Below are 19728 nucleotides of genomic sequence, written 5' to 3' on the forward strand. Positions count from 1 at the left end.
AAACCACCAATGTAAGCGAGAACCGCTATAAGCATTTTTAATCATTACTGGTAAGAGGGGGCTAAATGCAGGGAAAAAGTTTCTTTTGATTGTGTAATAACCAATAGTTTAAGACGGTAATACAGCATTATGCATCGTATAAGTAGCACTTCGGGTGGATGGAATCAGTCAGAGGGTTTAATTTTTTTAGAACAAACTCCAGCGCCTTTCGTGTTGATTACGGCTGCTGATACCGACATTCAAACTTTGGCAGTTGCGGTTACGAAATTACCTCCACAATTTCCTGCTTTAAGAGTCGCCAATCTATTGCAATTGCAGCAACAGTTAAGCATAGATACTTATGCGGAGCAAGTTTTAGAGCTTGCCCAAATAATTATTTTGCGCCTGTTAGGAGGACGTTCTTACTGGGGTTATGGCTTAGAAGTAGTGCAAGAAATTGTGCAACGTAATGGTAGAACCCTGATTGTAATGCCAGGGGACGACGCTTTTGATCCCGACTTAATTTCCCAGTCTACCGTGCCTTTAGGTGTTGCTAACCAGGTATGGCAGTATTTTAGTGAAGGCGGCGTAGAAAATTTTGTTAATGCTCTCCAATTTATTTCTGATAATTGTCTGTTAACTGCATATAATCCTGCGCCACCTCAGCCGATTCCGCGCGTGGGATTGTATGAATGGGGAGTAGGGGGACAAGGGGACAAGGGGACAAGGGGACAAGGGGACAAGGGGACAAGGGGACAAGGGGGACAAGGGGGACAAGGGGGACAAGGGGAATTAGAGAGTGATTCATCCACCTCGGAACTGGATTCATCCACCTCAGATACTCAAAACTTCCAATTCCCAATCCCCAATCCCCAATCCCCAATCCCCAAAATCGGCATCCTTTTTTACCGCGCTCATTATTTAGCGGGAAACACCAAGGTAATTGATGCTTTATGCCAAGCCTTGGTACAGAAAAATTTACAACCAGTGCCAGTGTTTGTTTCTTCATTGCGTGAACCTGATGTTCAAGCGGAGTTGAGTGAATTTTTCCAACCCAAAGAAGCTGAATCAATAGCTGTGCTGCTGAATACTACCAGTTTTTCTCTAGCACGGTTGGAAAGCGAAACACCTCAAACTGAACTATGGGAAAAATTAGATGTGCCTGTGTTGCAGGTAATCCTCAGTGGCGGCTCAATTGAACAGTGGAAGTCACAGTTTCAAGGGCTTTCTCCCCGTGATATTGGGATGAATGTAGCGCTACCAGAAGTAGATGGGCGGATTATTACTCGTGCTGTGTCTTTTAAAGCCGTACAAACTCGTAATCCCCATTTAGAGACAGATGTAGTAATTTATGAACCAGTGAGCGATCGCATCGAGTTCGTTGCTAAACTAGCAGCAAATTGGGCGCGTCTACGTTCCAAACCACGCCAAGAACGGCGAATTGCCCTTATTTTGGCAAACTACCCCAACCGCAATGGACGGCTTGCCAATGGTGTAGGACTGGACACCCCAGCTAGTTGTGTAGAAATTCTGCAAGCTCTACATCTTGCTGGTTATGAAGTCGAAAATCCACCTGCTCAAGGAGATGAGTTGATTCAAAGGCTGACAGATGGCATAACAAATGACCCGGAAGGTCGAGAATTACTTCCGGTACACCAAAGTGTTTCTTGGGAAGAATATCAAAAATATTTCTCTTCATTACCGCCAGCAGTTCAGCAAGGTATTAGTGAAAGGTGGGAAATGGGGCAAGGTGCGGGAGGCAAAGGTGAAAACTCTTCTCCCCTGCTCCCTGCTCCCTGCCCCCCTGCCTCTTTCCCCGTTCCCGGAATTCAACTCGGCAATATTTTTGTGGGAATTCAGCCAGCAAGGGGTTATGATAATGACCCAAGTTTGAATTATCATGCGCCGGATTTAGAACCAACCCATGATTATTTAGCTTTTTACTATTGGGTAAGAGAATGTTTTGGTGCTGATGCTGTAGTTCATGTAGGAAAACACGGAAATCTAGAATGGCTACCAGGTAAAAGCGTGGCTTTATCCAGTAATTGTTATCCAGAAGTGGCTTTCGGCGCACTTCCCCACCTGTACCCGTTTATTGTCAACGATCCTGGTGAAGGTTCCCAAGCTAAACGTCGCGCTCAAGCGGTGATCATAGATCACCTAACGCCGCCGATGACTCGTGCGGAACTCTACGGTTCTTTGCAACAGCTAGAAAATTTAATTGATGAGTATTACGAAGCGGACAGTTTAGATCCTTCGCGTTTGCCAGTAATTCGCGATCGCATCCGCGAACTGGTAATCAAAGAAAATCTCCATCTAGATTTAGGAATCCAAAATGAAACAGAAATTTTTAATTCTGAATCTCTAGTTTTGAATTCCATCGGTGGCTATCTTTGTGAATTGAAAGAAGCCCAAATCCGCGACGGGTTGCATATTTTTGGGCAATGTCCCCAAGGAAGACAGCTGCGAGATTTAATAGTAGCGATCGCTCGCATCCCCAATCGCCATTCTTCAGGGATTACCCGCGCCATAGCTCAAGATTGGGGACTAGATTTCGATCCCCTCACAGCCGATTTGTCAATGCCTAGTGGTGAATACTCAATAGTCAATGGCACAGAATGCCGCACCCTCGGCGATATCATCGAAGTCCTAGAAGAACACGCCGCCTTCTTAGTAGAACAACTAATAAATCAGGATTCAGAATTCAGAATTCAGAATTCAGAATTTAGAAATCAGGAATCTTGTACAGACGCGATTCATCGCGTCTCCCCCCTCAGCACAGACGCGATTCATCGCGTCTCTACGTGGATACGCGATCGCCTCCTTCCAGCTTTACAACAAACCGATCAAGAAATCACCAATTTATTACACGGACTCGATGGCGGTTATGTCCCAAGTGCCCCATCTGGCGCACCCACCCGCGGCCGCCCAGAAGTTCTACCAACAGGGAGAAACTTTTATTCTGTCGATATTCGCGCCATTCCCACAGAGACAGCTTGGGATATCGGTAGAAAAGCTGCTGAAACCCTTGTGGAATATTACACTCAAGAGCATGGCGAATATCCCAGAACACTAGGCTTATCATTGTGGGGCACAGCCACCATGAGAACAGGCGGTGATGATATTGCCGAAGCCTTAGCTTTACTGGGAGTCCAACCAGTGTGGGATGGTGCAGCACGGCGAGTAGTGGATTTTGAAATTTTGCCCCTAGCGATTTTGGGACGGCCCCGTGTAGATGTCACCTTGCGAATTTCGGGATTCTTCCGAGATGCTTTTCCCAACTTAATTGACTTATTCGATCAAGCAGTATCAGCAGTAGCAGACTTAGATGAACCGCCAGAACAAAATCCCCTAGCGGATGCAGTTCGCCAAGAAACTGAATTGTGGACAAGCCAAGGATTAACTATACAAGAAGCCGTGGTGCGATCGCGCTATCGCATCTTTGGTTCTCGCCCAGGTGCTTACGGCGCAGGACTCCAAGGTTTAATCGAATCGCAAAACTGGACAGATGATGAAGATTTAGCCCGCGCCTACATTAACTGGAGTTCTTACGCCTACTCATCGGAAAAAGAAGCAGGGGAGCAGGGGAGCAGGGGAGCAGAAATTCTTCCTAATTCCCAGTCCCCAATGCCCAATACTTCGGCTTCGCTCAGTACAAGTGCCCCATGCCCAATGCCCAATGCCCAATGCCCCATGCCCAACACTGAAGCCTTCAAGCAACGCTTGGCGCAAATGCAAATTGTCCTGCACAATCAAGATAACCGCGAACACGACCTACTCGATTCTGATGATTATTACCAATTTCAGGGTGGCTTAACCGCAGCCGTGCGTTCTCTACAAGGAAAAAACCCCCAAACATATTTCGGTGATAATTCCATACCCGCCCAACCAAGAGTCCGCCAACTCAAAGAAGAAATTTCACGGGTGTATCGTTCTCGCGTAGTTAATCCCAAATGGATTGCCGGAGTTATGCGCCACGGTTACAAAGGTGCTTTTGAAATGGCGGCGACAGTAGATTTTTTATTCGCCTACGATGCTACAGCTAAATGTGTAGAAGATTATATGTATCAAGGCATAGTAGAAGCTTACTTGCTCGATCCAGTTGTGTCAGAATTTATTCAGGAAAAGAACCCTTATGCTCTGCGTGATATTGCTGAAAAATTATTAGAAGCACACAAGCGCAATTTGTGGGAGGATGTAAATATAGGAACATTAGAAGCTTTGAGGAACCTAGTACATCAAGCTGAAGCAGTTATCGAAGAAAAATCAATGGTGTAGGAAACAAATATGGAAAATCTTGCGTATTTGCACCTAGCTTTCGCCTACGAAGACAGTACACCCAGTGAATTGGTCTCCCTCAGTTCTTTGTTTAACAAAGCAGCTGCACCAGACTGGAAACGGCTTTCTGGTAGGGCTTGGAAGTATATGTTGCCCCTTGCTCTGTCCTTGTCTATTCTTGGCGCTGTCACCAGCGTCATGGCACTGGAAAAAGGCGATCAAGGCCCTTCTGTCAGAAATCTCCAACAAAAGTTGAAAACAGCAGGTTTTTACCAAGCTTCTGTTACCCAAGTATATGATGTGTCCACACAAGAGGCTGTGCGGCGCTTTCAAAAGGCTGCCGGTTTGCCAGTTGACGGCATTGTTGGAGCAAGCACTCTGCAAAAGTTAGAAAACTGGCAAGCTAAAAAGCCCAGTACTACGACAACACAAGCTAAAAAAGCTACTGTTGTAAGTACACAAGCCAAAAAGCCCAGTACTACTAGTTCAGTTCGTTCAGCCACCAGCCAGCGCCGTAATCCCAACTACCTTGCTAAGGGGGATGAAGGTGAAGATGTCAGAGCTTTGCAAGAACGCTTAAGAGTCGCAGGCTTTTATTATGGGAACGCCACAGGAATATTTGGCCCAATTACCGAAGAATCTGTGAAGCGGTTCCAAGATTCTTACAAATTAAGCGTTGATGGAATTGCAGGCCCAGCAACATTGCGTAAATTGCCGGGAATTGGCATTGGCGATGGAGAAGAGGCTCCCAAAAAGGTAGTCAATCGAGATAAACTCCGTGTAGGCGATCGCGGTGAGTCAGTTAGAATCATCCAAGAACAATTGATCCAGGCAGGATATTTAGAGGGAGAGCCAAATGGCTACTATGGCCCCTACACTGCCGATGCTGTACGAAGATTCCAGGCAGCTAATTTTTTAGCAGCAAGTGGCGTTGCTGGCCCAACTACACGAGCTAAGTTATATAGCTCAGTTAATACTGCTAAAAAAAGCGAATTTAATACCCTGGAAATCCAAACGCGACTACGGGAGCGGGGCTTTTATAAAGGCAAGCTGAACGGTGTGATGGCAGATGACACCAAAAAAGCGATTAAACAAGCCCAAGAATTCTACGGCATCAGCCTCAAGGATCTTAAGAGCGGACGCTTTTAACATCCGCTTTGGTGTTGTTAGTATCAGTTCCCAACTCGTTGCTAGCCTCTAGTAACAGCAAATTACGAACTGCTCAAAATTCCACTTATTTGGTTAATTTGAGTAGTTTCGTCTGATTATCCACCCAAGTGCTAAAGCGGCATTAGCGCCCGTTGGCACTTGGGACACACTGCATGGATTGTCATTTGACAATCTAAGAGATGGAAACCTTCTTTTTGAGCGGTTTTCGAGCCAATTTTTAAAATTGAATCATTCTTAAACTCAATAGTTGAGTTGCATCTAACACAAATCAAGTGATGGTGATGATGAGGATAGGGCTGGTTGATCTCATAATGCTTATGTCCCTCGCCCAATTCTAATTCCCGTAAAATTCCCATCCTGGCCATCAACTTCAAAGTCCGATAAATAGTTGACAAACTGATCCCTTCACCATCAGTTTCTAGCCGATGATAAAGATCCTCCGCACTTAAATGTTCACCTTGCGGAAGTTCTTGAAAAATGTGTAAAATTGTTTCGCGCTGGGGAGTTAATCGCCAGCCTCGCTCGTTCAGTTCTGCCTTGAGTGAAGTAGTTGTGTAGACAGTCATACTAATATTTCTCAACAAAGCTTGTTAGTTGAGAATATAACAAATCTTGGGAGCAATTTGCAACAATCATTGCCTATTGAGAATTTATGCTAAATATTTAAGAACAATTCATTAAATCTCGATCAAAATTCAAATAATAAGCTGTATTGCATTTAATTTGCATACAGTTAATAGTTAGGATACTTGTAACGATTGCATCCCTTGACTTTAAATTTTGTATGAGTTAATTTTGAATTGTTTAGTTGATCCCCACCTTCAAGATATCTGAGCAAACCTCTGGGGAAACTCTTATACAACTAAATGAAAATTATTTGCTATAAGCCTCTAAAAGGCTTTCAACTCAGCAATTTTAGATTTTGGGTCGCACCTTTGGTGCGCTGGAAGCGCAACTTGGATTTTGGATTAAAATAATTTTTGGTTCAGCCCCGTCCCTTGCGATGCTCGTAGCTCTGCCGTTGGCGCAGCCTCTCGTAGAGAAGGGTGTGCAAAGTCAATCCAAAATTGCAAACTTGTACTGAGCGCAGTCGAAGTATCTAAAATCCAAAATTGTTTGACTTAGGGATCAAATCAGTCCTTTGTCCCTAGTCATTTGTCAAGTGTAGTTTTCTAATGACAAATGACTAATGACAAATGACTCTCAATCGTTGACTAACTTAGAGATTCCAAATAATCGCGGATAAGGTTGCGACGCTTAGGTTGACGGAGCTTTTGCAAAGCCTTGGATTCAATTTGTCGAACTCGTTCGCGCGATAAGTCGAGAGCGCGGCCAATTTCTGCTAAAGAATAAGGATGACCATCTGCCAAACCAAACCGCATCAAAATTACATCGCGTTCCCGGCTAGTTAAATCTGACAGAAGATGATGCAAGTCTCTTTGTAAAGATTCTCGCATTAACATTTCTTCTGGGGTTACACAGTCAGTTTCGAGTAATTCGCCTAACTCTGTGTCTTTATCCTTGCCTACTTTGGTTTCCAAAGAAACAGAGCGAGGAACCCGTAACAAAACTTCTCTTACTTGAGTTGGTGTCATCTCTAACTCAGTTGCTAAATCCTCTAGAGTCGGAGTGCGACCTTTTTCTTGAGCAATTTTGCGTTGAGCCTTTTTGATTTTGTTTAACTTTTCGGTAATATGGACAGGGAGCCGGATGGTACGACTAGAAGTAGCGATCGCTCTTGTAATTCCCTGACGAATCCACCAGTAAGCATAAGTACTGAAGCGATAACCCTTAGTGGGGTCAAATTTTTCTACAGCCCGCTCCAAACCGAGTGTGCCTTCTTGGACTAAATCCAACAATTCTAAACCGCGATTTTGATACTTCTTAGCAACAGACACAACTAGGCGAAGATTAGCCTTAATCATGTGTTCTTTTGCTTGCAGTCCTTGGGACTGAACTTGCTCTAACTCTTCTACTGTCAACTTGGCAATTTCTGCCCAGCGACGTTTGCCATCTGCCAAAGTCGGTCTGAGATCGGATAAAATTATGTCAGCAGTAGCAGCCCATCTTTCTAAAGACGGCCGATGTCCGAGTTCGGATGTCAAACGTTCCTGAACTTCAATTAACCTTAGATAGGGTGTAATCACTTCATCTCCAAGCTTTGCGGCGTTAGCAAGTACTATCCGCATCCGCAAGTAACGTTGGACTTTTTGAGCTTCTGAAACCTCTTCATCTCGCCCCAACAAGCGAACCCGACCAATCTCTTGAAGATATAGACGTACTAGGTCTGTACTCCGGCGGTTAGTGCTAGCAGCAAAGTTAGCATTTTCAACAGAAGCCATCTCTAGCTCCTGTAAATCATCTACCGATAACTCGCTTTCATCAACCGTGAGATCGGAGTCCAAAGCCTGGCGGGACTTTCTGGTGTTGTAGGGGGCATCTGCATAAAAAGATGTTGCTGGCATAAAGATCGTCTCAATGGCTCCAGGTAACAATAGATTTCGGTCAGCTTAGATTACGGTCAGCTATTCAACTGTTGCTATTGTTCCCGTGATTAACGATGAACTAACATAGTTGAAGGTTCCATTACAATTTTTTTAGAAATTAACTGTAATGGTTTTATTCGATACAGTATTACTGGACTTAATCGGCTGCTAAATTTTTGATTTAACCAATAGCTATTTAAATCGGCAGCTAGGCTTTCAATATTTCAACTACTTAGTTAACATTTCAACTTGACGGTTTTGATAGTAACTTTTGTAACACAGTATAAACATCCTTCAGTGAATGTCATCTTTATAATTGGCATAGTCACATTTACATGGCTACAAAAGTAATATCCTGACGATTTAGCAATTTTTTCTCAGGATTATTCAGGTATAAGTAAGACTAATAGATATCAGGGAAGTGATTAGTATTAACGGCAAAAATTCTATCGATACGGAGATAGAAAACGCGGGAAAGTTATTTAATACTCTCTCCGTAGCCCATCAAGCTAACGAAAGTCTGGTATGTAGTAAGCACTTCAGTGCTTAATATAAGGACTAAAGTCCTTACTACAAACTTATTTAGCCAGCATAGTTAACTTGACAGACTACTAACTAGTACCGCTTTGCGTAATTCGTAATTCGTAATTCGTAATTCGTAATTACCGTTGCATAAGGATTTTAGACATTTCAGATGGTCTGTTTATTTCTGCCGTACTGTACTAGTAGTTGTACTCTGGCTTGATATCTCGCAGCATCAGTTCATCAAGCGCTTGTCGGGGTGTGACTTCTCCCTGAAGTAACCGATAAACTTGCTCAGTAATTGGAACCGGAATGTTTTGTTGCTTGGCTCGTTGCATCAAAACTTGGCAAGTATTCACTCCTTCGGCTGTTCCTGGTAAATTTGCAAGAGTTTCTTTAAGTGTCTTACCACCAGCTAGCTGATAGCCGACTTGGTAATTGCGGCTTAAGGGACTATTGCAGGTTGCTAACAAGTCTCCAAGACCCGATAATCCATAAAATGTTTCCGTCTTTGCACCCCAGTCGTTACCGATGCGAACCATTTCTGTAAGTCCACGGGTGACTAAAGCAGCTTTGGCATTGGTTCCTAGATGTAAACCATCGCACACACCAGCTGCGATCGCAATCACATTTTTTAGCGTTCCCCCCAGTTCCACCCCCAAGGGGTCGGGATTGGTATATACCCGAAAACGATGAGAAGAAAATACTAACTGCACTACTTCCGCAGCTGTGGGAATATTACTGGCTACCACAGTTGCGGCTGGTAACTCTAGTTGAATTTCTTTGGATAAATTAGGCCCAGACAAAACAACCACTGCATGGTTAGGGAATACTGTTTGCCAAATTTGCGACGGCGTGCAGGTGGTTTGGGGATCTAAGCCTTTCGTCGCCGTCACAAAAATCGTCTCTGGAGAAAGGGGGAAAGACTGGACTTGGGAAGCAACATCTCTCACACCAATCATCGAGATAGCAGATAGGATTATTTGGGCATTTTCTAACACTGCTTGGAGAGTTTGGGAACCTTGACGCGACCATACGCGCACCTGATGACCATTCGCTGCGGCGAGATTTGCCAGAGATGCACCCCAAGCACCTGCACCAAGAATTGCTACAGATTTTGAATTAGTCATTAATCACCATTCTCCCCATCACCCAATCACCCCATTCTCTTAGCAATCTAAAATCTAATAGGACTTACGCAAAACTACACGCTGTAGGGGCAATTCATGAATTGCCCCTACCGAAAAATCAAGGTTTGGGCTATTTTTTGCGTAAGTCCTGTCTAAAATTAGCTCCGGGGATAACGTTCCATTAATTCCCTGACTTGCTCTGCATGATATGAGCTTCTTGTCAATGGAGAAGAAACAATTTGTAAAAATCCGATTTCTTCGCCGAATGCTTTCCAAGCAGCAAATTGTTCTGGGTTGATAAATTCATTTACTTGTAAATGTTTTTGACTGGGTTGGAGGTATTGCCCAATGGTCAAAATGTCGCAATCTACGGTTCGTAAGTCTTGCATGACTTGGCGAATTTCGGCATCAGTTTCACCGAGTCCAACCATGATGCCGGATTTGGTGTATGTACTAGGAGAAAGTTGGCGAGTTCGCTGTAATAATTCTAATGTGCGATCGTAGTTTCCTTGAGGACGCACCCGGCGATACAGGCGTGGAACAGTTTCGGTATTGTGGTTTAATACCTCTGGTGCAGCTTGTAGAATCAACTCTAGAGCATTCCAATTACCGCACAAGTCAGGAATTAGTACTTCAATTGTGGTGTTAGGTGAAACAGTACGAACCGCATCAATACACGCCACAAACTGAGATGCACCACCATCAAACAAGTCATCTCGATTTACAGAAGTGATTACTACATGATTAAGGTTCATGCGGCGAACAGCTTCTGCCAGTCGTGCAGGTTCTGTGGGGTCTAGTGGTTTGGGTTTTTTCTCAAAATCAATATCGCAGTAGGGACAAGCGCGTGTGCAAGCCGGGCCCATAATCAAAAACGTAGCAGTACCGGCATTGAAGCATTCGCCAATATTCGGACAGGATGCTTCCTCACAAACTGTATTGAGGGATAAATCCCGCAAAATGTCTTTAACGTTACCGATGCGCTCACGCCCAGGTGCTTTTACCCGCAACCAGTCTGGTTTTACAGTCACAATCCGCTTTTACCACTAGAGTTATACAAATTTAATCGTAGCAAGCAAAGCCTTGGGTGAAGCAATCATATATATAGATGTAATTCTGTCATTGGGCACGGGTTGTGATATTCTTAATTTACAATGCCATTTTCATGGCGGGATGTGGCGCAGCTTGGTAGCGCACTTCGTTCGGGACGAAGGGGCCGCTGGTTCGAATCCAGTCATCCCGATTAGTTGAAATAGAACAATATAAAAAATAGCTGGGCTTTCTATCTGACTTTGAGACAAATAGTTGTGTACCTCATCAAGTAGCTTTCCTGCTGTAATATCCCCAAGCAAGAGTTCCTTCAAAGCCTCAGACGATTAAAGTTTTACTGGCGACTTCGGCTGCTTAATTCAGTAGCTTCTCTCTGGGACTTCAGTTGAGATGCAATTAGGGGAACTTTTGGAGCCAGAAAAAATCCAATTAAACTGGCAAATAGGATTGGTGTAAAGGGACTCAAGTTAGTCAATTTTGACAGCAGCAAAGTCGTACTTATAGGTGTGCGCGTTACGGCTGCATTGACAGCCGCCATTGTACAAATCATGGCAAGGGCGGGATTAAGTCCCGGAATTAAGACTGCCACTGCTTTACCAATACAAGCACCTGTGAAAAATAAGGGGATGATGAATCCACCACGCCACCCACCTGTTACCGTAATGCTAATGGCAGCCATTTTACCAAGAGCTAGAGTTAAGAGAAAAACAGCACCAAAGCTAGTAGTGAGGACTGATTCTAACTCTTCATGTCCAAAATAACGGGTTAGGGGTAATAAAACTGCTAAAGTGCCAAGTGCGAATCCTGCTAGTGTTGTGCGTACATAAATGGGGCCGGGAATTCGAGCAAACAAGTAATCGCAGCCCCGAAAAATGCCCATAAAAATCCATCCCGCCACCGCCCCAATGATGCCGAAGATGATCGCGATCGCAAAATCATCAATTTTTTCTAGGTGGTACTGGGGAAAATACCAAGTGGGTGCAATTCCCAAATGTGTAATTGCTGCAAATACCAGATAACTAGCGCAACTAGAAACAATGGCTGGCATCAAGGCTTCGTAATATTCCACAATATGCTGATGGTGCAAAATCTCCAGGGCGAACATTGCACCGCCAAGAGGTGCGCCAAACAAGGCAGTGAAACCAGCCGCCATCGCTGCTAAACTCATAGTTCTGAGGTCTTCACCCTGGAGTTTTAAGCGATCGGCAACCCAAGTCCCAAAAGAACCTGTTACCTGTACCAGTGGTGCTTCTGGGCCAGCACTACCGCCTGCCGATATGCTGATTAGAGAAGCAAGAATCATTGAGGGATTTTTGCGAACATCTAGGCGTCCGCCACGAAAATGGATATTATCAACAATCAAGGCAATTTCACCGGGATTTCCCAAAAAATGAATCATCAGCCCGATAACTAAACCGCTAAGTGGCATCACTATCAGGAGGTTAAAACCTTCAAATCGTTGCAGTTGGTGCGTTAAAAACTCTAGAACATTCCAGTACAACGCCGCAAATAGACCACCAGCAGTCCCCACAAGTACCCAGCGGATCACCCACTGCGAAATCATCAGGGGATTACGCTTTACCAGTCCAAAAAGTTGAACAAATGTCCAGCGTTGAGTTTCATTGGTAGCGGGAGGCTTGTTTGGTAACACTGCTTATTTCCTAATTTAGTGAAACGGAAAGTACTGAATATTTACGCTTTTTATGGTACGGGCTATTTAGTTTAGCTTAAACAAAAAGAAGCCCCACATCTGACCCGTAAGGGCAGTGTGGGATGAATTTTTGGGCGACAACGAATTGACCCATAACCAATACGCCCAACCTTGCTTGTCTAGTAGGGTTACGCTATCGGTCACGCCTTTATTACCTACCACTGTGTGAAATAAGTCTCAAGATAGTGTGTGCCTCACCACAGAAGGATTTAAGCTTGGCGTATAAGTTTTGGGAAATAGTGATGAATAAGGAAACAGTTCCTAATCAAGCTGAAAAATCGAATCCAGAAGGTGAACCATCGCAACTAAGTCCAGAGGTACTGGACAAAATCAAACACCCTGCGAGAATCGACGATGTTATTCGGGAGCAATCGCCAGAAGAACGCAAGAGTAACCCAGCTTTAGTACCAGAAATGATTGATGATTCAACCGAGCAGTGAGCGGGTTGACGATGGAGTAATCTAAAAGCTCAGGTTTGTAACTTTTTAGAGAAGTGGATAATCTTGTTAGTAATTGGTAGCTGCCTAAGATTATGCAGTTTTTCTTGATATACTTCCGGCGTGTTGATGCTTAATAGCACCGCCGGAATATCGAGTTTCACTTGATGAATTACTGGATAAACTTATCTGATATTTTGTAAGTGCGTTCACGTAGTGTGTCGTAGACATTCGCATCCCATTACTGAATAAAAATTGATGCCTCATAGTATCGGGAGCATCCACTTTTGGAAGAAACACTGGGCGATTGGAATAGAGCCTCCGGCACGCTGACGCGAACGCGGCTACACAAACGAAGTCCGCCTACGCGGACTCTTCTGAAACCCGCGCAGGCGGGTTTAGTTTGTATAGCCCCAGACTTCTAGTCTGAGGGCGATCTGCCAAAACGGGATGCTCCCCATAGTATCTTTGTAGCTGGGTGCATTAATCAACCCTAGATTGTCTTTTTTAAATTAAAAATAAGCTAATTTTTTCCAATTATTCAAACCACGATGATTAAGCTGTAATCCATAATTTGTCTAAATAGATTCAGCCTAATACACTATACATAAAATTAGTATTAATTGAGTAAAAATTGCTGCCCAGATGCCCGACTTCTTCAAGAACGGGGAATCTAAATCTAGCTTCAGGAATTTCATTCAACTCTACATTACTCTTTAATCTAAAATTACTTCCTGTCATCTATACTAAGTTAGATTATACAGAGTTTTAATTTTCTAACCAAGGTTGTATATAGCGTTTTCTAGTCTGCTGAGGTACAAATCTCTGCGTACCTTTGCGCTTTACTTTGCGTCCCTTTGCGTTTCAAAATATTATCTGTACCTCACTTAACTGGGAATTGCCATATACAGGAGTTATCACAAAATAAATTCAGGAATTATGCAAGATTATGGAATAACATGAAATATTTACAAAGCGTCTCATTGGGGCAACTTCTCCTGGAGAATAGAAGCAGCTTGCCGCAAAGTTCTTGCGAAAGTCTTCATATTATGAAACCATAGTTTGTAACTTACTGATACAACTACGGCTAGTACAGCACGGCGTAAATAAACCACCTATTCCAAATCAACGAAACGCCTACGTTGTATTCATTTTTAATTTTTAATTTTTAATTCAGCCTTGCGGTACTAGCCTGTCTCTCGGCTCACTCCAGAAAAAAAGTACTGGTACTAGTAACGATAATGACGCGCTCTCCAAATTCAAAAAATAATCAGGAACCATCTAATCCTCGTTTATGGCTCCTCCTCTTAGGACGTACCAGTTTGGCTCTCTGTGTCGTTTTGCTGGTTGGAATTGCAGTAGGTGCTTGGTGGGCTAGAAACTATGTATATAAGGATTTAGCGCCATTAGTGCAGCAAAATCTGGAACAATTGCTTGGGCGGCCAGTAAAAGTAGGGAAAGTTGAACGTTTTTCGCTCTCTAGTCTGAGATTTAGCTCTTTATCTATACCCGCAACTCCCACCGATGCAGACGAGGTGGTAGCAAAAGCCTTAGAGGTGCAGTTCTCGCCCTTGGAACTTCTCTTAACCCGAAAACTAGCATTAAATGTAACGCTGGTTAAGCCCAATGTCTACATCCAACAGGATCGAGATGGGCGTTGGGTTACAGCCCAAGTTAAGGCTGGAGAAGGAAAAGGTGCTATTCAAACCGAATTGCAAACACTTCAGATTCAAGATGGAAATGTGGAGTTGATGCCGTTCGCCGCACCAACTAGACCGAAAGGTTCAGTAATATTAAATCAAGTTGGTGGTGTTGCCCGATTTTTTGATCAAAATCAAAGGATTGGTTATGACATTAATGCTCAACTCGCTAGGGGAGGCGGAGTTAAAATTGCTGGTGAAACACAACTAAAAGCTCAAAAAACTAGCCTAAATCTTTCAACACAAAATTTACAAGCATCTGATATAAGTCGATTAATACAGTTACCAATTGCCTTGCAAGCAGGGTATTTAAATGCTGACTTAGGGGTTCAGATTCCACCAAAACTTTCAGAAATAGCTGTTACGGGAACGGCTACTGCTAATCAAGTCACTGCTAAAATTCAAAATATTCCTCAGCAGGTTTCTAATTTTAATGGAAGATTTTCATTTCAAGGCCGGACAGTTGCTTTAGAAAATTTAAGTACGAACTTTGGCAAAGTTCCCATTCTGGCTAATGGAACAATTAATACTCAAACTGGTTTTAATGTCTCTGCTCAGATAAAACCAGTCAGTGCTAAAAATATTTTAGATACATTGAATGTAAATTCGTCAGTCCCAGCTAGTGGCGAAATTCAAGCAAATATTCAGGTGTTAGGCGCACTTCAAAAACCAGTCCTTAGCGGTACAGTAAGCAATACAAAACCTATTCAAGTTGACCGCGTTCTCTTCAAAGCTGTCAATACTGATTTCCGCTTGAATGTCTCTCAAACAGCATCTCAACTTGCTGTCTCCAATTTGAAAATAGTCCCCGCAGCCGGTGGTCAAATCACAGGTGGCGGTCAAGCTAATTTAGGAGTCAAAAGCGACGTAAGATTTAATGCTCAAGTTGACGGTGTATCCGGGGATATATTAGCGCGTGGCTATGATGTTAGTCTACCGATCGCAGTTGGCAATATTTCAGCAAAAGCACAAATTTCTGGCTCACTTGGCAAACAGCCATTAAACCTTGATGTTTCCAGTGTTCAGGTAACGCCACCAACAGGAGGGCAAATTACAGCCAGTGGTCAAATTCAACTAGCTCCCCAAGGTCAAGTAGATATAGGTATTCAAGCTCAAGGTTTACCAGGAAATGCGATCGCTCAAGGTTACAATATTTCAACTCCTTTGAATCTTGGTGGTATATCTGCGAACGCTAAAGTTTCTGGTTCTCTGGATAAACCCTTAAACGTTAATGTGGCTCGCATTCAAGCAAATCCAGAGGTGGGAGGGCAAGTAATCGCTAGCGGTCAACTTCAGCTTGCACCCCAAGGTAGGGTAGCATTTAATGTGCAAGCCCAAAATTTACCAGGGGATGCGATCGCAAAAGCGTACAAATCCTCACCCAGCATCACCATTGGGAACGTATCGGCAAATGCCAATATTTCCGGCACTCTGAGCAACCTGCAAGCAGTAGCGCAGGTGCAAGCGCCTACAGCGACCTATCCCACTACCGGAAGGGTTGTTGCTGCTAAACAAGGAGAGAATATCCTGTTACCAGGTGCAGTGTTTAACGTCGCAGGCGGGACAATCGTGGCTCAAGGTCAACTTGCACAACAACGTTGGCAAGGAGTTGTCAAGACTTCTCAAATTCAACTCAATCGGTTTTCACCACAACTGCGAGGACGGCTCAATAGCAATATTCAGTTAGCAGGCACAACAAAATCTTTCCAGCTTGCAGATATTCGCGCCGCCGGACAAATCCGCCTTTCCCAAGGGGTAGCGCTACTGGCAAAACCGCTTACGGCTCAATTTCAATGGAATGGACAGCAGATTATAGTTGAAAACGCAAGTACCCCAGGATTGAGTGCTAATGGTGCGATCGCAATTCAGTCTCCACCAACAGGCGCACCTAAAATTGCTGGATTTGATTTAAACGTACTGGCACAGAATTTTAACTTAAAAAATACTGGCTTTCAAGTTCCTGGAGACGTAGCTTTAGCGGGGCTACTTGATTTTAATGGAAAAGTTACAGGTAATCTCGATGTTCCGCAAGCTAACGGCAATATCCGACTGCGAAATTTCCAGGTTAGTGATTTAGCGTTTGACCCACTTTTAACCGGAAACGTGAATTTTCAAGGGGGACAGGGAGCAAGTCTGCGATTAGCTGGGAAACAAGACAGAATTGCCCTTAACCTGGGTGCAGATTATCGTCCAACTTCATTTTTAGTTCGGCGGGATGGCGCACTCACCACAGGTAGAACCGAGGGAGAGAACTTGCTTATCAACGCCCAACAGTTTCCTATAGCTTTGATTGGGGGCTTTTTACCTAACAATCAGTTGAAACCTTTAGGGGGACAGCTATCGGGAAATTTAGTTGTCAACCTTAATAATTATGCAGTTGCGGGAGACGTTGCGATCGCCGGGCCTCGTGTTGCCAGAGTTGCAGCAGATGAATTTCGCGGCACTATTAATTATGCAGATGGTAATGCTAGCTTGGCTAATGGTAAATTGCGGATTGGAGATAGCAACATCGCCTTAAGTGGAAATGTGCAAACAGGGAACGATCCCAAATTTCAACTCCAAGCTAATGTAGACCAAGCCAGAATTGAGAGACTTTTACAAGCATTTAATATCTTCGACTTTCAAGACCTTGGTAGCGGGTTGCAGCCTCCAACGTTGGCTGGAGCAGAAGTACTTAATACCAAGCCTATTAGTTTGCCCAATGCAGATTTGAAAACACAATTAGCATATTTCTCTAATATCGCAGCATTTATAGCAAAACAACAGCAAGTAGAAACAAAAAAATCCGCATCTTTACCTACCCTTGCAGAATTAACGGGTGCTTTGAGCGGAGGAATTACAGCTAATGGCTCATTAAAATCTGGGTTGAATGTCGGCTTTAATTTCCAAGGTGCTAACTGGAAATGGGGTGAATATTCCATTAATCAAGTCGTTGCTCAAGGTACTTTTGCTGATGGAATCGTCACACTTTCGCCCTTGAGTGTTGGGATAAATCAAGGACTGGTGGCTTTTTCGGGACAATTAGGAACTGAACAACTATCTGGAAAGTTGAATGTCGCAAGTCTACCTTTATCACTTTTACAACCTTTTATAGAAAGATATCCTGTAGATATCACTGGTAATGTAAATGCCGATGCCACATTAGGAGGTAGTTTACAAGATCCCAGAGTACAAGGGGAAGTGACACTGGCGAATGCGACTCTCAACCAGCAACCTATACAAACAGGACAGGCGAACTTTGACTACAACAAAGCTCGTTTGAATTTCGACAGTACCTTATTAGTGACAGGAACCCAACCAGTTATCGTTACAGGTAGCGTACCTGCGCCGTTACCATTTGCCGCAGTGCAACCAGATAGCAATCAAATCAGCATCAATGCCAATGTGAACAATGAAGGATTGGCACTGTTAAATCTGTTTACCAATAATCAAGTAACTTGGGTAGACGGTCAAGGAAAAGTAGATTTAAACGTTCAGGGTACTTTAAACGAACCAATTATCAATGGAAACGCCACAATTAACAATGCAACTGTTCGCGCTCAAGCTTTATCTGAACCCCTAACAAATTTGACAGGGACAGCGCAATTTAATGGCAATACAGTCAGCGTTGAAAACATTCAAGGTACTTACAATAAAGGGCAAATAATTGCATCAGGCATCCTGCCAATTTTTGATCCTCAGCCAGGCGCAGCGAATCCTTTAACAATATCAATAGCAGACAAACTCAACTTTAAGCTTGCAGGACTGTATGAAGGCGGTGTCGGCGGCGATGTCGTAATTCGCGGAACAGCCGTAAAACCTGTAATTGGTGGAGATATTAAGCTGAGTGATGGTCAGGTGATTATTGGAAACTCTACTGCTAAGGCAAAATCAGCAACAACAGAAGCTGACACTAACGTCATCAATAGAGAAGAAGTTAACGCTAATGCTATACCTACAGCAGACAGTAGCGCTAGCACCGTGACTAAACCAGATAATAATGCTAACGCAGTAACTCCACCCAATTTACCTGTAGAGTTTGCAGATTTAAAGTTGAGTCTAAATGACAATGTTCATGTTACCACTGAATCCCTACTAAGCTTTGTACCAGGAGGAGCCGCATTAAGTCAACCGATACTAAACTTTGAGGCCAAAGGCGACTTGACCATAAATGGTACATTAGCCAAGCCACTTCCTGAAGGAGAGATTCGTTTGACAGGAGGACGACTAAGTATATTTTCCACTGAGTTTGCTTTGGCGCGAGGCTACGAACAAACTGCGCGGTTTACTCCAAGTCAAGGACTTGATCCTACTTTGGATGTTCGGCTTACTGCGATCGTACCTGAAGCATCAGCAAGGAACAGCCGAATTTTGGAATCCCCATTGTCTGCTGAAATCAGTGATGTTTCTGCGACTAACTTTGGTACTTTACGTACCGTTCGCGTTCAAGCAAGAGTGGACGGGCCAGCTAGTAAACTAGGCGACAATCTGGAACTGACAAGTGAACCTAGCCGTAGTAAAGGAGAAATAGTTGCTTTGCTGGGAGGCTCGATTCTTGGTTCTTTCGGTCAAGCAGATGCAGGACAAGGACTGACTAATTTCGCTAGTTCTACCATTTTAGGTGGTTTGCAAGGAACTATCACTGCGATCGGGCAGGCTGTTGGTTTTAGCGAATTTCGGATCTTTCCTACCCCTGCTACTAGTAAGGAAGCATCAAGAGCTTCAGTTCTGAATTTATCAGCAGAAGGTGTGTTTAATATTAATAGAAATTTCTCTGCCTCTTTATCGCGAGCTTTATCTACAGATGAGTCTTTGCGTTACAACGTGCTTTATCGGCTCAACGACGAAATTTTGATGCGAGGCTCAACTAATTTGGGAGATGAAAATCAATTCCAAGTTGAGTATGAAACTCGATTTTAGATTAGTGCAATGCCAATGCAGACCGAAACAATAGCATTGTCAGTCGATACAATATGGCGGTTCTCAGTTGAGTGCAATACAGTCCATTATTCAGAAAGCCTTCAGGAGGACGAAACAGAGTCGTTTTCTCTCCAGTCGTCTTGTAAATAATATCTGCTGTGCGGTCAATTTTAATAGCCGCAGTCGCTCCATCCATCTGAAAATACCAATGATGCCATGTATGATTACCAATTACGTGACCATCAGCAGCCACCTATTTGGCCAGGGTTAGCGCGTCTCAAAGCCTATTGACAAGAGGACTTGCCTGATCAGCAATCTTTGTTGGAAACAAAGTGACACCATCCGAGGTAGGGTAAGATTTAATTC

The 19728-nt window shown here is 43.7% G+C and carries 10 protein-coding genes, 1 tRNA gene and 1 pseudogene; 5 read left to right on the top strand and 7 right to left on the bottom strand.

Translation table 11 applies throughout. The features are described from left to right. The first annotated feature begins 129 nt into the window (after positions 1–129). Together cobN and HWQ36_RS13320 are read left to right on the top strand one after the other, a co-directional pair. Positions 130–4257: a cobaltochelatase subunit CobN gene (gene cobN, locus HWQ36_RS13315; RefSeq protein ID WP_292703187.1), complete on the top strand. Its 4128-nt coding sequence runs from the start codon at positions 130–132 to the stop codon at positions 4255–4257. 9 nt (positions 4258–4266) lie between these two features. Continuing rightward, positions 4267–5406: a peptidoglycan-binding protein gene (locus tag HWQ36_RS13320; protein WP_292703189.1), complete on the top strand. Its 1140-nt coding sequence runs from the start codon at positions 4267–4269 to the stop codon at positions 5404–5406. A 131-nt stretch (positions 5407–5537) separates the two neighbouring features. On the opposite strand, the gene HWQ36_RS13325 is transcribed toward HWQ36_RS13320, so the two are convergent. The 4 genes from HWQ36_RS13325 to lipA form a co-directional block, all read right to left on the bottom strand. After that, the gene (locus tag HWQ36_RS13325; RefSeq protein ID WP_012407750.1) at positions 5538–5993 is read right to left on the bottom strand and encodes a Fur family transcriptional regulator; all 456 of its coding nucleotides are present in this window, start codon (positions 5991–5993) and stop codon (positions 5538–5540) included. A 648-nt stretch (positions 5994–6641) separates the two neighbouring features. Beyond that, a complete protein-coding gene (gene sigC / locus HWQ36_RS13330; RefSeq protein ID WP_292703203.1) occupies positions 6642–7892 on the bottom strand; it encodes an RNA polymerase sigma factor SigC in 1251 nt (416 codons plus the stop codon). Between the two features lie 743 nt (positions 7893–8635). Then, a complete protein-coding gene (locus HWQ36_RS13335; RefSeq protein ID WP_292703206.1) occupies positions 8636–9565 on the bottom strand; it encodes an NAD(P)H-dependent glycerol-3-phosphate dehydrogenase in 930 nt (309 codons plus the stop codon). A gap of 158 nt (positions 9566–9723) precedes the next feature. Continuing rightward, entirely contained in the window at positions 9724–10596 is an 873-nt protein-coding gene (gene lipA / locus HWQ36_RS13340) for a lipoyl synthase (protein WP_292703209.1), read from the bottom strand. A 138-nt stretch (positions 10597–10734) separates the two neighbouring features. On the opposite strand from lipA, the gene HWQ36_RS13345 reads away from it, so the two are divergent. After that, a tRNA-Pro gene (locus HWQ36_RS13345) sits at positions 10735–10808 on the top strand. Between the two features lie 141 nt (positions 10809–10949). On the opposite strand, the gene HWQ36_RS13350 is transcribed toward HWQ36_RS13345, so the two are convergent. Continuing rightward, positions 10950–12266, bottom strand: coding sequence for a chloride channel protein (locus HWQ36_RS13350; RefSeq protein ID WP_292703212.1), 1317 nt, complete (start codon positions 12264–12266; stop codon positions 10950–10952). A gap of 302 nt (positions 12267–12568) precedes the next feature. On the opposite strand from HWQ36_RS13350, the gene HWQ36_RS13355 reads away from it, so the two are divergent. Next, entirely contained in the window at positions 12569–12766 is a 198-nt protein-coding gene (locus HWQ36_RS13355; protein ID WP_292703214.1) for a hypothetical protein, read from the top strand. A gap of 29 nt (positions 12767–12795) precedes the next feature. Here the strand turns inward: HWQ36_RS13355 and HWQ36_RS13360 are convergent, their stop codons facing one another. After that, positions 12796–12927: a hypothetical protein gene (locus HWQ36_RS13360; protein ID WP_292703217.1), complete on the bottom strand. Its 132-nt coding sequence runs from the start codon at positions 12925–12927 to the stop codon at positions 12796–12798. A 1077-nt stretch (positions 12928–14004) separates the two neighbouring features. Here HWQ36_RS13360 and HWQ36_RS13365 point away from each other — a divergent pair. Continuing rightward, entirely contained in the window at positions 14005–19362 is a 5358-nt protein-coding gene (locus tag HWQ36_RS13365; protein WP_292703220.1) for a translocation/assembly module TamB domain-containing protein, read from the top strand. A gap of 79 nt (positions 19363–19441) precedes the next feature. Here the strand turns inward: HWQ36_RS13365 and HWQ36_RS13370 are convergent. After that, a pseudogene (locus tag HWQ36_RS13370) lies at positions 19442–19627 on the bottom strand (polysaccharide deacetylase family protein); the annotation flags it as partial. Positions 19628–19728: the final 101 nt, after the last annotated feature.

The sequence above is a fragment of the Nostoc sp. NMS2 genome, from assembly GCF_017115105.1.
In the GTDB taxonomy this organism is placed as follows: Bacteria; Cyanobacteriota; Cyanobacteriia; order Cyanobacteriales; family Nostocaceae; genus Nostoc.